This is a genomic window from Oxobacter pfennigii, assembly GCF_001317355.1.
Taxonomy (GTDB): domain Bacteria; phylum Bacillota; class Clostridia; order Clostridiales; family Oxobacteraceae; genus Oxobacter; species Oxobacter pfennigii.
Map to the genome: position 1 here is coordinate 1 of NZ_LKET01000028.1, position 15510 is coordinate 15510.

Below are 15510 nucleotides of genomic sequence, written 5' to 3' on the forward strand. Positions count from 1 at the left end.
TTAGTATCTGCTCCTTAAACTCATGTGAATATGCATTACCTTTCATTTGAATATGCCCCCTTAAGCTTCTGATTTTATTCTAGCTAATGGTTCGTATTTTGTCCAAACTAATTAGGGGGCTTAGGAGAAAAAAGAAAACAATACTATTCGTAAAAGACAAGTTTTGTGAAAAGTATTGTATTTTTTCTCCCCTGTTGTATAATTAATACATAACCAAGCTAGCTTTTCATATTGCTATTATGAGGTGAATTTATGCCATCAAACATTACATATCAGGAAGAATTAAAACATAAACAAACTTTAAAATTAAGAGAACAAATTAATATGCTTCCTAACTTCTGCAAGGAATTTTTTATTGGTATCGAACCTACAACATCCATATTGACCAGGATAAGCTATTCTTATGACCTTAATATGTTCTTTGGTTACCTTGTTGAAAATCACAGCTACTTCTCTAAAAAATCCGTTCATGAAATTATTTTAAGCGACCTTGAATTGATTTCCTCTGCCGATATTGAATCCTTTATGGAGTATTTAAACTTCTATGTAAAGCCTCATAAGGATAATCCTGAGCATACCCTTGAATATTCAAATGATAATAAGGGAAAAGCCCGTAAGCTGGCCTGTATCAGGTCTTTCTACAAGTATTTTTATAAAAGGCAGAGAATTAAAGTAAACCCGGCTTCTTTTGTCGATATGCCTAAAATCACGGAAAAGCCTATTATAAGGCTGGAAGTTGATGAGGTTGCGAGGCTTTTGGATATTGTTGAGTCCGGAGAAGAGCTTACAGAGACCCAATTAAGGTATCAGAAGTATACGAGAGCCCGTGATATCGCCATATTATCGCTATTTTTAGGTACAGGTATAAGGGTCAGCGAATTAGTGGGAGTAAATATATCCGATATAGATTTTAACTTAAATGGCTTTAAAATAACCAGAAAAGGCGGAAATCAGGTAATTCTGTACTTCAGCAATGAAGTAAAAAGTGCCCTGGAGAACTATATTAATGAAAGAAAAGAAATAACTCCTATAGCAGGTTATGAGGATGCTCTCTTTTTATCACTGCAAAGGAAAAGGATAAATGTAAGAAGCGTTCAGACCCTTGTAAAGAAATATACATCTATGGTTACAAACCTTAAGAATATCTCTCCTCATAAATTAAGAAGCACATACGGCACCAATCTTTACAGGGAAACGGGAGATATTTATATTGTTGCCGATGTGTTAGGCCATAGGGATGTTAATACCACTAAAAAGCATTATGCTGCAATCGACGATGAGAAAAGAAGAATGGCAGCTAAGATAGTAAAACTGAGGGAAGACTAATAAGGGAGGCTAATCCTCCCTTTTCTGATTTTATTAATGATGGTGATGGTCGTGACCGCAATCGCAGCTATCATCGTGGTCATGATCATGGATGTGTTCGTCTTCATGTTCGCGTTGGTGCTGTTCAAGATATTCGCTTAAACCGGGTATATCTTCTATGAATATTACCTCATCATCGTATTCTATGTCATTTCCTTTATTGAACTTCCAGCTATCCTTATAATCAAGGCTGACTTTCAATACTGCATCATTATTTTCTTCATCTGCAAGCTCATCTATCTGTATTCCGTTGTAATCATAATCTTGTATGCAATTGCCGCAGTTGTCGCATATTTTATCGGGGTTGATATCGCAGAAATTACAGTCTCCGCATTCATCACAAATCTTGTTATCGTAAATAATACAGGTGCTACCGTACATAATTTAATTCGCCCTCTATCTATTTGAATATGTGAAATAACTAATAATTATTTTACATCTTGTTTTAACATTTTTAAAGGTATTTTTATTTCCTGACCCCAAATTATATTTGAAGAAGTTAAATTATTTACCTTTTTGATATCGTAAATAGCTTTTCTTATATCTTTATAGTTTTCACAATTTTTTTTGACGATATACCATAATGTATCGCCTTTTTCAACGGTTATGGTAGCATATTCAACTTTGGCGTTACCATGTACCCTTAATGTAATTATAAAGGTAAATAACATAAATGATGAAATTAATAAGACTATGAATCTGTTAAATGCTTTTCTTCTGCGAGCACTTCTTTTCATTTTTTAACCCCCATAATTAGAACGTTTGTTCGTTTGGTATTTTTATAATAACAGAACATATGTTCACAAGTCAAGAGAAAATTATAAAAAAATCGAACATTAGTTTGCATATTTTTTAAATATTGTGTTATAATTATTGCAGATACTAGTTTTGCATACTTGCGCCATTAAATTTCTGTATAAATTGATGCTTTAATTAAGATACAAAGGTTTTGTGAGGTGTGTTCCAATGAGTAACGACTTTGAAAAGACTGATAAACAGTCAGAAATATTACAGTTTATTAGAAAAGAAATATTAGATAAGGGCTATCCCCCTTCAGTTCGTGAAATATGCAACGCTGTGGGGCTTAAGTCCACTTCTACTGTCCACGGGCACCTTGAAAGATTAGAGAAAAAAGGACATATAAGAAGAGACCCCACCAAGCCCAGGGCAATCGAAATTTTAGATGAATATCAGACTAAAAAAGAAATAGTGAATATACCTATTGTAGGCAAGGTTACTGCCGGCCAGCCTATCCTGGCATATGAAAATGTGGATGATATATTCCCTCTTCCTATGGATTTTGTTCAGTCCAATAAGCAAACATTCATATTGAGAGTACAGGGTGAAAGCATGATTGAAGCAGGTATTTTAAACGGCGATTATTTAATCGTGGAGCAGCGGTCCACAGCAGAAAATGGTGAAATAGTAGTTGCTCTTATTGAAGATGAAGCTACCGTTAAAACCTTCTATAAAGAGAAAGATCATATAAGGCTTCAGCCGGAGAATCCATCTATGGCTCCATTAATCCTTCAAGACGTTAAAATTTTAGGAAAAGTCATAGGATTATTCAGGAGATTTTAAAAAATTCAAATTTAAAACACCTCTTTTAAAACAAAATTAAAAGAGGTGTTTTAAATTTTATTATGCTTATAAAGATATATATCCTTTATCCAAGAGATTTTGAAGAGCAATCATTATGCCTATTTTTGCATGCTCATAAGTAAGCCCGCCCTGAAGATAAGCTATATAGGGTTCTCTTATAGGAGCATCAGCGCTTAATTCAATTGAAGAACCCTGTATGAATGCACCTGCCGCCATAATTACTTGATCATTATAACCAGGCATATCCCAAGGCTCGGCGTTTACGAAGGAATCAATTGGAGAACCTTTTTGTATGCCCTGGCAAAAGGCAATCAAAGTGTCTTTGTTTTTAAACTTAATGCCCTGTATTATATCGCTCCTCGAACTATCAACTTCAGGACATACTTCAAAGCCTAAGGTTTCAAATGATTTAGAGCAGAATATAGCGCCCTTTAATGCTTCCATGGTCACATGAGGTGCCAGGAAGAATCCCTGATATAATTGCCTCATAACTCCAAAGGTTGAGCCGCATTCCCTGCCAATTCCAGGCGAAGTGAGCCTATATGACGCATTTTCAACATATTCCTTTTTGCCCGCAATATAACCGCCTGTCGGGGCTATGCCGCCGCCGGGGTTTTTTATTAAAGAACCTGCCATCAAATCCGCGCCTGCTTCAGTAGGCTCATATGTATCAAGAAATTCTCCGTAACAGTTATCTACAAAGCATATTACGTCCTTCCTGACTTTTTTAACCAAAACTATTATATCTTCAATATCCTTAAGGGTTAATGCCGGCCGCCAGCCATATCCGGTAGATCTTTGAATTTCAACAAGCCTTATTTTATCATCGCTTATAAGCGCATTTTTAATGCTTTCAAAATCCGGCTTGCTGTTTTCGGCTAAATTGATTTGTATATAGCCTACGCCATATTCCTTTAAAGACCCCCTGCTCTCTCTTATGCCTATTATTTCTTCAAGAGTGTCGTAAGGCTTTCCTGTTACAGCAAGGATTTTATCTCCCGGCCTTAAGTTGCCGAATAAGGCAACGGAAATGGCATGGGTTCCGGATACGAAGTGAGGCCTTACTATACAATCCTCGGAATTAAAGGCATCTGCATATACCCTATCTAATGAATCCCTTCCTATGTCGCCATAGCCATAGCCCGTGGTAAATGCAAAATGTGCATCGGAAATTTTATTTTTCTGAAAGGCTCTTAATACCTTGTATTGGTTGTATGCCTTTATTTCATCCAGCTCTTCAAATTTATATTTAATGGATTTTTCAACTTTTTCGCAAAGATTGCTTATCTTTTCATCTATCATGTATACCTTTGATAAATAATCCTTTGTTTTATTGAACAAAAAACTCAGTCCTCTCCCAATTGATACTGTATTATTCTATCACAGAGACTGAATTATCGCAATTAATGGTGTCTCCGCATATGCTGCATTTATTGTTTTTAAGAGATTCCATCCTTATTTCAAAAGGAGCATATGATAAACCAAGCATAATTCCCTGCGACTTGCCCCTTCTCCTGCCTAATCCATATCCCAATACAAAGGCAAATAAAAAAGCTAATATAATATACATTACTGTCACTCCTGAATTTTAAGTTTAGTGCTCTTTATGCCGGATAATGCCGATATCGCTATTGATATCAGCGAACAGGTTAATGCCTTAAATCTGTCTATATATAAAGAAATTATTATCAAAATTATAAGCGCAACGGAAACTTCTACCCGGCCGAAAATTGCTGCCCAATTCTTTTTTCCCGTTGAAGCATCGTATCTTTCATCAATCAAATCATCTATGAGCTGTATGGCAAAAATAATCAGCAAAGAGAAAACCGATGATTTTACACCTGCTATAATTACTAATAAGATTATTACTATTATTTGTTCCTGGTATGCCTTAAGGCCGATTATCAAAGTGATGTTCCTGTCATGAAACATGCCTATTATGTAAGCACTTAAAAAAAGCCCCAGATTTTCTCTATATAAAAAAATTGATATGCCGAGAAAGCACATTATATAAGGTATATTTACGGTTTTATTTTCATCTACAAAATCATCAAAAAGCTTTATAGACAAGCCCAATAATAATGCGGAGATAATAAAAAGATGATTGTCAGATAATCTTAGATACATATTTTTTTACCTCAGGAAAGCCCAATTCTTTAAGAGCAGAAATTTTAATTATCTTTACCTCAGGAAAGCTTTCATCTAATATATGTAATTTATTCTCATTCTGTATCAGATCAAGCTTGTTTGCAAGAATAATATAATTTCCTCTGTATTTGCCGTATTTATATATCTGCATATCCATATCATCAATTTTCTTTGAATCACTTATCCATGCTGCATCGACTATATGAAAAAGCACAGCATCTTGTTTCATCAATGAAATTGTCTGAGCCATGCCCTCTCTAATATCCTGATCAAAATGTATGGTTGAGCTAAGTCCTGTAGTATCTATGAATTCAGCGTATTTACTGCCTTTGAACACAGGTATATTAAGCTCCGTTGCCTGAATGCATTTGGTTGAATTGGGAGTGTCATTAACCAGGTTTTTTTTAAATGCTCCTATTTCGTTATTTCTTATATATTCTTCCCGGGCATCCTTGAACTTTATGGTTATATCATTATAACCCATAAATTCGCAGAAATTCAGCAAAAACAAAGTCTTGCCTGCATTTGCCCTACCTATTATTATAAATGACTTTCTGGGAGCCTTCTTCATCTACAAAATCCTCTCCTTTTAATGATATAAGGTCCTCCCTTGAGATATTAGGCTTATTTACCAAGCGTACTGCCTGTTTTCTTATGGCAGCTTCCACGATATTTCTTACTAGTCTTGCATTGCCTAGCCTATAATCATTGCTTTGGGATTTACTGTCCAAAATAGCTCTGATGCGTCTTATAGCATCCGGAGAAAGCTTATATTGCCTTTTCTCAACCATTATTTTTGATATTTTTATTAAATCCTCGGTGCTGTAGTCGTTGAATTCGATTTTTATAGGAAATCTGGACTTAAGCCCGGGATTGGTAGATATGAAGTAATCCATTTCATCCTGATAACCGGCTAAGATTAAAACAAAGCTTTCTCTGTAATCCTCCATTGCTTTAACCAGCGTATCGATTGCCTCCTTGCCGAAATCTTTGTCACCGCCCCGAGCCAGAGAATAGGCCTCGTCTATAAAGAGTATTCCGCCTAAGGCTTTTTTTACCTGCTCCCTCACCTTCTGAGCTGTATGGCCTATATATTCGCCAACTAGGTCCGCCCTCTCTACTTCCACTAAATGGCCTTTTTCCAGGATGCCTATTTTGTTGAAAATCTTGCTTAATATTCTTGCAACGGTGGTTTTTCCGGTTCCGGGATTTCCTTTAAAGACCATATGAAATACCAGTGAGTCGGCCGTTAAGTTTTCCTCTTTTCTCCTCTTCTGTATGGTGGCAAAGGCTTGAATTTCTTTGACCAGCTTTTTAACATCATAAAGCCCTATAAGGCTGTCCAATTCCTTCATCACATCTTCTAAGGTCTCCTGTTGCCGCATATTCTTATTTCCCGTATTCTGCAGCTTTTCACCCGACATTTCCTTAAGCATTTCCGAGCATGAAACTCTGCCTATTTTAAGCAACATTAAAAGATGGTCAAATCTGTCTTCCATCACATCAACTCCGCATTTTACCCTGCTATATTTATATTATGCGGGCAGGATAAAAATTGTGATTAAAAATAATTATATTTTTGTTATGTTTTATTTCCACAGTGGAGACGCGCTTATCTTCTTCAGATGAACTGCCTTCTATTCCTATTGAAGACTCAAAATCTAAAAACAACAATCTATCGATATTAGTTTCAGTGAGAACCTACTGTCTTAGCTGTTCTTTATTCATTTCGGGTTTATATTTTAGTATAGTATTAAAAGAATAATATAATAAATGAAAGGAAGGGATTATGAACTCTAAAAAAATAAGAACTATATTAAAACTTTTGATGTTCTAATAGCTATTGCCAGCATCATGGCTCTACTCTTTTATGAAGTTTACTGGCCTTCCGTCACATTTCTGATTATTGCCTTGATAGTGGAATACGTAAGTTTATTTTTAAATGTACGAAAATATCTGGACTCAAGAGCAAGGGGGTTAGTTTATCCTATCATACAAAATATGTTTCTAGTTTTTACCATTACAGTTGGGCTGATTCTCTACACAATGTTTTACTAAATGTGATCCAAAGAATTTTGCAGTTTTAGGTAAGCTATATTTGTTTTCTTAATGTGAATATATACGAAGACAAAAGCAAAATCGTGCAATAGAAAGACGGCTCCCAACTTTGGATGCCGCCCCCTATTTAGGGTATAAGTAGGCTATTAGGCCCAAATAAAAAAAGCCGTAGAAACGGCTTTTACTCTTCGGTTTTATCGGTATTTGTGCTCTCTTGAGGTGCTGTAAACAATATTGGCTTTAAGGGTGAAATAGTTGAAACTGCATGCTTATATATGAGTATTTGCTTGCCTTCGCTGTCGAGGATAATAGTGAAATTATCAAATCCTTTGACTTGGCCTTTTAATTGAAATCCATTCGTTAAATGTATAGTAACAGGTATATGACCTTTTCTTGACTGATTTAAGAAAACATCCTGTAAATTGTTATTTATTTTATTCATATTACCATCCTCCATAAGTGTAACACTTTATTTTATTTAATAATAGTTCTATATTTAGCTTAATTTTCCTGCAACGTGATGGGCAATATTTTGAACAATGCTATCGGTGTCCTCATATTCATCAACGTTGACCCAGTGTATTCGCTCTTCCCGCCTGAACCATGTCAGCTGGCGTTTTGCAAAATGCCTTGTGCTTTGTTTCAGTCTATAAACTGCCTCCTCAAAGGAATACTCCCCTTCAAGAAAAGAGATTATCTCTTTATATCCAAGCCCCTGCATGGAAGTCAGATCCTTTGTATATCCCATATCAAGCAAGGATTTTACTTCATTAACAAGACCCTTTTCAAGCATTATATCTACCCTTTTGTTTATCTTCTCATATAGCTTTTGCCTGTCGGATATTAAGCCTATCATACACAAGTCATAATCAATGGCTTTTTTTCTTGATCCAATTTGTACTTCCGTAATAGTTTTTCCTGTGTATTTATATACCTCAAGGGCTCTTATAATTCTCTTTAAGTCGTTTTCATGAAGGCGGTTAAAAGAGTCAATATCAACCGCTTTTAACATATTATGCACATAGGCATTTCCCTTTTCTTTAGCCATATCCAACAGTGAATTTCGATAATCCCAGTCGGATATGGTTTCGGTAAAATCCAGGGCATATGTAAGGGAATTTATATATAATCCGGTCCCTCCTGCCACTATGGGCAGCTTATTTGAACTTATCAAATCATCAATATGTTTTACTGCTTTTTCACGGAAAAGGGCTACGGAAAATTCCTCATCGGGATTTACCACATCTATAAGATGGTGTCTTACTCCGTCCATTTCTTTCGGTGTAGGTTTTGCAGTTCCTATATCCATATATTTATAAACCAGCATGGAATCTGCAGATATTATCTCGCTTTTAAATACCTTTGCCAGTTTTATGGATATCTCAGTCTTGCCGACTGCTGTTGGGCCTACAAGAATAAATAAAGGTTTTTTCATAGCATTGGCACCTACTGTATTCTTTTGAATTTCTTTTCCAGCTCATTTTGAGTTAATTTTATTATTACCGGCCTTCCGTGAGGGCAGGTATAGGGATTAGGCGTGAGCCTTAATTTATTTATAAGCCCTTCCATCTCTAATATGCTTAATTTATCATTGGCTTTTACAGCGCTTTTACAAGCCATGGTACACATCATACTATCGATTATTCCTTTGTTATTTCCTTCTTCTTCATTTAAAAGATCTACAAGCTCTAAAAATAGTTTTTTTAACTGGGGAACACCGAATATCATAGGTGCCGAACGCAGCATAACTGAATTATTGCCAAAAAACTCGAAGTCAAAACCTAACCTTGTTAAAATTTCCGGATTGTCCTTTATTGCTGCAACTTCTTTTAAGGTTAATTCCACCACAAAAGGAGCGATAAGCTGCTGTGATTGTATTACTCCCTTTTCAAAGGAGCTCTTATATCTTTCATACAATATTCTTTCATGAGCAGCGTGCTGGTCCACTATATAAAGACCGTCAGGACCCTGGGCAAGTATGTAGGTAAAATGGCACTGTCCTATTATTACGAGGGGCGGAAGAAGATTTTGAGGCGTATTATATGAGATTTCTTCATCCTCAAAAGCATTGACATTCATATCACTGTATACTTTGTCCTCCTTAAAGGCTTCATGATGCTTCTCTATTGGCTGTTCTTCAGTTACTGCAGCCTCTACCTTTGTATCTTCATTTCTTATATCATAAAAATCTCTTTGTTCCCTTACAGTAAAGGGATTGCTGTAATCATCCCTGATAAGCTGCTGTTGTTCTACTTTAAAAGAAGCTTCTTGTTTTTCCATCTGAGGTATCAATACCTCTCCTGCCAGGCCGTTTCTAACTGTATTGAATATGGCGCCAAAGACCTCTCTTTCATCCTGAAACCTTACTTCTGCTTTTGTAGGGTGAACATTTACATCCACAAGTTCAGGATGTATTGATATAAATAATATGCAAAATGCAAATTTATTTACGGTTAAAAAAGTCTTATATGCAGTGTCGACGGCAGTCGAGAACATTTTGTTCTTCACATACCTGTTGTTTATGAAAAACGTCTGAAAAGACCTGTTGGATCTTGCTGCACTGGGGCGCCCGATATAGCCTTTTATGGATAATATATTGCCTGTATAGGATACTGGAATAAGAGAATCATAAAATTCCCTTCCGTATATGGTCAATATTGTATTTTTAAGATCACCGTCTCCGGGAGTATTAAATATGTTTTTGCCATTATTTATATATTTAAAGGATATTTCAGGATGGGATAAAGCAAGCTTTAATACTGTGTCTGACACCAAAGCCGACTCTCTGGATTCCTTCTTTAAAAACTTTAACCTCGCCGGTGTATTGTAAAACAAATTTTTTACGATGATGCTCGTGCCGTTCGGGCAGCCTGTAGAATCCAAATACTTGCACTCGCCGCCTTCTAGTATGATTTTTGTGCCGTAATCCTTATCCCTTGGCTTGGTAATCATTTCAACCTGGGAAACAGCTGCTATGCTGGCTAAGGCTTCGCCGCGAAAGCCCAGGGTATTTATATTGTTCAAGTCATCTTCTTCGGCAATTTTGCTGGTGGCATGTCTTATAAAAGATTTCTCTGCATCCTCATAATCCATGCCTGTACCATTATCAGTGACTCTTAAATAAGTAATACCACCGTCTTTTATTTCAACGGTAATGGAGGTTGCATCGGCATCTATTGAATTTTCAACAAGTTCTTTTACTACGGATGAAGGTCTTTCTACCACCTCACCGGCAGCAATTTTATTTGATATATTTTCATTTAAAATATGGATGTTTCCCAAATTGTTTCACCACCTAACCTATTCACGTACTTTTTTAATAAGCTTATGTAATATATTCATAGCTTCTATAGGCGTAATGTTTAAAATATCTATATTTTTGATTTCTGTAACGATATCTTTTTCTTTATTACTGCTGAAGAAATCCAGCTGTTCTATATAAGTTTTATGAGCTTCAGCAGCGGCAGTCTCTTTCTTGACCTCTGAAAGTATTTCTATGCTTTTATTATTAATATCGTTCACTTCCAGCATATCTATAATTTCACGGGCTCTTTTAATTATTTCATCAGGAAGGCCGGCCAGCTTTGCAACCTGTATTCCATAGCTCTGGTCAGCTCCGCCTCTTATGATTTTCCGTAAAAATATTATGTCATCTCCATGCTCTTTTACAGATATGCAGTAATTCTTTATGCCTTCAATCTTGCCTTCTAACTCCGTCAATTCATGATAATGAGTGGCAAAAAGAGTCTTGGCCCCAATTTTTGACTGGCTGCTTATGTATTCAATAACCGCCCAGGCAATGCTTAAGCCATCGTAGGTGCTGGTTCCCCTGCCCACTTCGTCAAGGAGTATGAGGCTTTTATTTGTTGAGTTATTAAGTATGTTTGCAACTTCAGACATTTCCACCATAAAGGTGCTCTGACCGCTGGATAAGTCGTCGGATGCCCCTATCCTTGTAAATACCCTGTCAACAACGCCGATTGATGCAGAGCTTGCGGGAATGAAGGAACCTACCTGGGCCATTATAACAAGCAGGGCAACCTGTCTCATATATGTGCTCTTGCCTGCCATGTTAGGCCCTGTTATAATGGAAACCCTGTTATTAAGAATATCCAGATTTGTATCGTTTGGAACAAACATATTATTAGGCAAGGTCCTTTCTACAACGGGATGCCTGCCGTCCTTTATGTCTATTGTACCGTCATCGGTTATTACAGGCTTTATATAATCATTTTCCATGGCAACAGCTGCAAGGGAGCATAGTATGTCCAAATTAGCTATTGCCCAGGAGGTTCTCTGAAGTCTCTGTATGTTTTTCGATATACTTTCCCTTATTTTGCAGAAGATTTGATATTCCAGCTGTATAAGCTTTTCTTCTGCTCCTAAAATTGTGGATTCCATTTCCTTTAACTCAGGTGTTATGTATCTTTCGGCATTTGAAAGGGTTTGCTTTCTCATATACCTGCCTTCGGGCACCATATTCTTATTGGCATTGGTAATCTCAAGGTAGTATCCGAAGACCTTGTTATAGCCTACCTTTAAGGATTTTATTCCGGTAGCTTCCCTTTCCTTTGCTTCTAAGGCGGCTATCCAGTCCTTCCCTTCTTTTGATGCCCTTCTTAATTTATCAACTTCAGTATCATAGCCTTCCTTTATGATAAAGCCGTCTTTTACGGACAAAGGAGGGTTATCGATTATAGATTTTTCAATTAATTCATGTACATCAATTAGCTCATCTATATTACTGTAAATATCTCTTAAAATGTTGGTCTTTAAATCCTTTATGCCCTTTTTGATATCCGGCAAAACAGAAATTGACTGCTTTAATGATAATAAGTCCCTGGCATTTAGAGTGCCGTATACTATTTTGCCTATAAGCCTTTCAATATCATATATGCTGTTTAAATTATCTATTATATAATTTCTGACATAGATATCGCCGTATAATTCCTCTACAGCATCCAATCTGTACTGTATTTTTTCTTTTTGTATAAGAGGTTCTTCAATCCAGCGTCTAAGCATACGGGCACCCATGGCAGTTTCTGTTTTATCTAAGACCCATAAAAGAGAGCCTTTTTTAGTCTGATTTCTCATGGTTTCCGTAAGCTCTAAGTTTCTCCTGGTTGATATGTCCAGCATCATAAAATCATCGACGGTGTAAATTATAAGGTTGTTTATATGCCCTAAGCTTGTCTTTTGTGTTTCCTCAATATAACTTAACAAGGCGCCGCAGGCACACACTGCCGTTGTAATTTTGTCAGTTTTCCCCCAATTCTTAAACTGGGCTGATGCTTTATTAACGCAGGAATTATATTCAAAATTATCATCCTTATAGTGGGTCAATAAGGCATTGAACCTGTCGGATAAAATCTTAAGCAATTTGGTGTTTTCGGACAGTTCCATGTTATATATGATTTCCGAAGGAGTTAAACGGGCTGTTTCATCAATAATCTTTTGAGTATTTGAAGAATTGAATTCCGATGCGTGGAACTCCCCAGTGGAAACATCACAATAGGCGATTCCGTAAAAATCGCTGTTTTTATATATGCTCATGATATAATTGTTTTTCTTTTCATCCAGCATGCTGCTTTCAGTAACGGTTCCGGGAGTTACAACACGTATAATCTCCCTTTTTACGATGCCCTTAGCCAGTGCAGGGTCTTCTACCTGTTCGCAAATAGCTACCTTATAGCCCTTTGAAATGAGCCTTGAAACATATGATTCGGCAGCATGATAAGGAAGGCCGCACATAGGCGCCCTTTTATTAAGGCCGCAATCCCGGCCGGTCAACACCAATTCAAGCTCCTTTGAAGCTGTTTCGGCATCTTCAAAAAACATTTCATAAAAATCGCCTAATCTAAAAAATAGGATACAATCTTTATATTGCTCTTTTATATCCAAATATTGCTGCATCATGGGAGTAAGCTGCGGCATAAAAGTATCCTCCGTTTATACAGGTATTCCATTTAAGGACCAGGTTAAAGCTTCTGTAATCTTAACATTGATGACTCTTCCAATCAGGCTTTTATCGTCGGTATTTACATTTACAAGCTTTCCGGTATCCGTCCTGCCCATAAGCTTGCTTTCATAGTTTTTGCTTAAGCCCTCAATGAGAACTTTTACAATTTTATTCTCATAAGCCTTATTTTTCTTCAAACCGATAGAGTTCAATAAATCCACAAGCTTGTTGAATCTTTCATGCTTAATGTTTTCATCCACCTGCTCTTTTATATCATAGGCTGGCGTTCCAGGGCGGGGTGAATATAAAAATGTAAAGGCTGAGTCGAATTCCACCTGCTTTACTATATCCAGAGTCTCATTAAAGTCTTCTTCCGTTTCACCGGGAAAGCCTACGATAATATCCGTCGTTATTGATATACCGGGAACTTCTTTTTTCAGCCTTAAAGCCAAATCCAGATATTTTTCCTTTGTGTACTTTCTGTTCATGAGGTTTAAAATCCTGGTAGAACCGGATTGTATAGGAAGATGTATGTGCTTGCATACATTACATAAGTCCCTCATGGCATATATTAGGTTTTCGGATAAATCCTTAGGATGTGAAGTCATAAAACGTATGCGCTCTATTCCTTCAGTATTATTTAAAAGCTTTAAAAGTCCGGCAAAATCAATTTCTTCGCTTAAACCCCTGCCGTAGGAATTGACGTTTTGACCTAAAAGGGTTATTTCCTTATAACCAACTTGTGCCAGTTGACGTACTTCATCCACTATATCCTGAGGATTTCTGCTTTTTTCCCTTCCTCTTACATGGGGAACAATGCAATAGGTGCAGAAATTGTTGCAGCCATACATTATAGTTACAAGTGCTTTAACACTGCTCTCCCTTACGATTGGAACTCCTTCTACTATTTCATCGCTGCTTTCCAATACCTCTATTACGGTATTTTGCGACTGCATTGCATTATTTACAAGCTGAGGAAACTTATGAAGATTGTGCGTGCCAAATATGAGGCTTACAAAGGGATATTTTTTTCTTATATTCTCTGCTATATTTTCCTGCTGCATCATGCATCCGCATACGGCTATGACAAGATCGGGCTTTTTCTTTTTAAGCTGCTTTAATGCTCCTATATTGCCGTAAACCTTCAATTCCGCATTTTCTCTTACGCAGCATGTATTAAAGACTATTATATCAGCTTCTTTTTTATTATCGGTAACTTCATAACCCATGGCTTTTAACATTCCGGAGAGCTTTTCGGAATCCTCCTCATTCATCTGACAGCCCCAGGTCTCTATAAAATATTTCTTCAATTACAACACTCCTCATATTATGACAATTAAAAGAAGATAATGTATATTATACCATAAAATTTGCTCTGCAAATTTTATGTCCAATTGAATCCTTGCAGGATTCATTATACCTTAACAGCACAAAAATTTAAATGATAAAAGTTATTAATAGGATTATACCCTAAATGCCGGGGTTGTTTGTTCTTGATTCCTTTACATATTGATTCAGCTTCTTTAAATTTGCATTCCAAAGATATATAACAAAGGCTGCGAAAACAAACATGAGGTTATTTAACCCCGACATCAGTATGAAATTATATATACCGTGAAGCAGCACAGGCACGTAAAAGGATTTATTATAATTAAGAACCCTCGTGTTATCTGCATCTGCATATTTTGACAAGGAAAGGTAGTAGCCCATGGTAACTCCGAAGAGCATGTGGGCAGGTACTGCAAATATGCCCCTTGTCACCCCTGTGTATATAAAATTACTGGGTCCGAATATCACATACATTATATTTTCAATAGTAGCAAATCCCAAGGCTGAAAATACACAGTAAACTATTCCGTCCAGTTTTTCATTGTAGCTTTTATCTTTGAAAGCTATTTTTATAACTACCAGCCTCTTGAAATATTCTTCCGTCAATCCTGCAACTATAAAAGCAGTATAGGCGGCGGATGCTAATCCACTGAATATATTCAATTCCGCCAGTATCTTTTCGATAAAATATACGGGTATTACAGTCAAAGCGCCAAAAATAAAAAGCCTCGCAAGAAGATGTATAGGTTCCCTGTCATATCTGTCCTTCTGATAGATATAAATTATTAAAGCAATAGTCGGTGCCAGTGCAACAGCAATTGCCAACTCCATAAAATCACACTCCTTTAAGTATTAATTTATCCATAATTAAATACCTTAACTATGTAAATTAATACAAACATGTCAACCTTTAATATATAATTTTTTAAAAGAAAAGTACAGTAAAATTATCATTGATATTCAAGGGTTTTAAAGCCTTTTTAATTGCACACAATATAATAAAATGATATCATAAAATATAATGTTTATAAAATATGGTAATGAGATAA

General features: G+C 36.3%; 15 protein-coding genes. 2 read left to right on the forward strand and 13 right to left on the reverse strand.

Features of this window, described 5'->3' with window-relative positions; all coding sequences use genetic code 11:
• Positions 1-252: 252 nt before the first annotated feature.
• Positions 253-1326 (forward strand): tyrosine-type recombinase/integrase, encoded by a 1074-nt coding sequence (locus tag OXPF_RS06485; protein ID WP_054874400.1) that lies wholly within the window; start codon positions 253-255, stop codon positions 1324-1326.
• 33 nt (positions 1327-1359) lie between these two features.
• Here OXPF_RS06485 and OXPF_RS06490 read toward each other — a convergent pair whose 3' ends face one another.
• Together OXPF_RS06490 and yneA are read right to left on the reverse strand one after the other, a co-directional pair.
• Positions 1360-1746: a hypothetical protein gene (locus OXPF_RS06490; RefSeq protein ID WP_054874401.1), complete on the reverse strand. Its 387-nt coding sequence runs from the start codon at positions 1744-1746 to the stop codon at positions 1360-1362.
• A 47-nt stretch (positions 1747-1793) separates the two neighbouring features.
• Complete coding sequence (gene yneA, locus OXPF_RS06495; protein WP_054874402.1) at positions 1794-2102, reverse strand: cell division suppressor protein YneA; 309 nt, start codon at positions 2100-2102, stop codon at positions 1794-1796.
• Between the two features lie 229 nt (positions 2103-2331).
• On the opposite strand from yneA, the gene lexA reads away from it, so the two are divergent.
• The gene (gene lexA / locus OXPF_RS06500; protein ID WP_054874403.1) at positions 2332-2946 is read left to right on the forward strand and encodes a transcriptional repressor LexA; all 615 of its coding nucleotides are present in this window, start codon (positions 2332-2334) and stop codon (positions 2944-2946) included.
• 66 nt (positions 2947-3012) lie between these two features.
• Here the strand turns inward: lexA and OXPF_RS06505 are convergent, their stop codons facing one another.
• From OXPF_RS06505 to OXPF_RS06555, 11 genes are all read right to left on the reverse strand, one after another.
• A complete protein-coding gene (locus OXPF_RS06505) occupies positions 3013-4308 on the reverse strand; it encodes a methionine gamma-lyase family protein (RefSeq protein ID WP_152967716.1) in 1296 nt (431 codons plus the stop codon).
• 31 nt (positions 4309-4339) lie between these two features.
• Positions 4340-4537: a hypothetical protein gene (locus OXPF_RS06510; RefSeq protein ID WP_054874404.1), complete on the reverse strand. Its 198-nt coding sequence runs from the start codon at positions 4535-4537 to the stop codon at positions 4340-4342.
• A 5-nt stretch (positions 4538-4542) separates the two neighbouring features.
• Positions 4543-5094, reverse strand: a complete 552-nt coding sequence (locus OXPF_RS06515) for a hypothetical protein (protein WP_054874405.1) — start codon at positions 5092-5094, stop codon at positions 4543-4545.
• Complete coding sequence (locus OXPF_RS06520) at positions 5075-5686, reverse strand: GTPase (protein WP_054874406.1); 612 nt, start codon at positions 5684-5686, stop codon at positions 5075-5077. The genes OXPF_RS06515 and OXPF_RS06520 overlap by 20 nt, the downstream gene beginning before the upstream one ends.
• Entirely contained in the window at positions 5646-6614 is a 969-nt protein-coding gene (locus tag OXPF_RS06525) for an AAA family ATPase (RefSeq protein ID WP_083479727.1), read from the reverse strand. The genes OXPF_RS06520 and OXPF_RS06525 overlap by 41 nt, the downstream gene beginning before the upstream one ends.
• Positions 6615-7354: 740 nt before the next feature.
• Positions 7355-7615: an RNA chaperone Hfq gene (gene hfq, locus OXPF_RS06530; protein WP_054874407.1), complete on the reverse strand. Its 261-nt coding sequence runs from the start codon at positions 7613-7615 to the stop codon at positions 7355-7357.
• Positions 7616-7669: 54 nt separating this feature from the next.
• Positions 7670-8608, reverse strand: a complete 939-nt coding sequence (miaA, locus tag OXPF_RS06535) for a tRNA (adenosine(37)-N6)-dimethylallyltransferase MiaA (protein WP_054874408.1) — start codon at positions 8606-8608, stop codon at positions 7670-7672.
• 11 nt (positions 8609-8619) lie between these two features.
• The gene (gene mutL, locus OXPF_RS06540) at positions 8620-10455 is read right to left on the reverse strand and encodes a DNA mismatch repair endonuclease MutL (RefSeq protein ID WP_054874409.1); all 1836 of its coding nucleotides are present in this window, start codon (positions 10453-10455) and stop codon (positions 8620-8622) included.
• An 18-nt stretch (positions 10456-10473) separates the two neighbouring features.
• Positions 10474-13107: a DNA mismatch repair protein MutS gene (gene mutS, locus OXPF_RS06545; protein WP_054874410.1), complete on the reverse strand. Its 2634-nt coding sequence runs from the start codon at positions 13105-13107 to the stop codon at positions 10474-10476.
• A gap of 15 nt (positions 13108-13122) precedes the next feature.
• On the reverse strand, positions 13123-14442 hold the full coding sequence (gene miaB, locus OXPF_RS06550; protein WP_278308357.1) for a tRNA (N6-isopentenyl adenosine(37)-C2)-methylthiotransferase MiaB: 1320 nt from the start codon (positions 14440-14442) through the stop codon (positions 13123-13125).
• Between the two features lie 160 nt (positions 14443-14602).
• Positions 14603-15292, reverse strand: a complete 690-nt coding sequence (locus OXPF_RS06555; protein WP_054874411.1) for a PrsW family intramembrane metalloprotease — start codon at positions 15290-15292, stop codon at positions 14603-14605.
• Positions 15293-15510 lie beyond the last annotated feature (218 nt).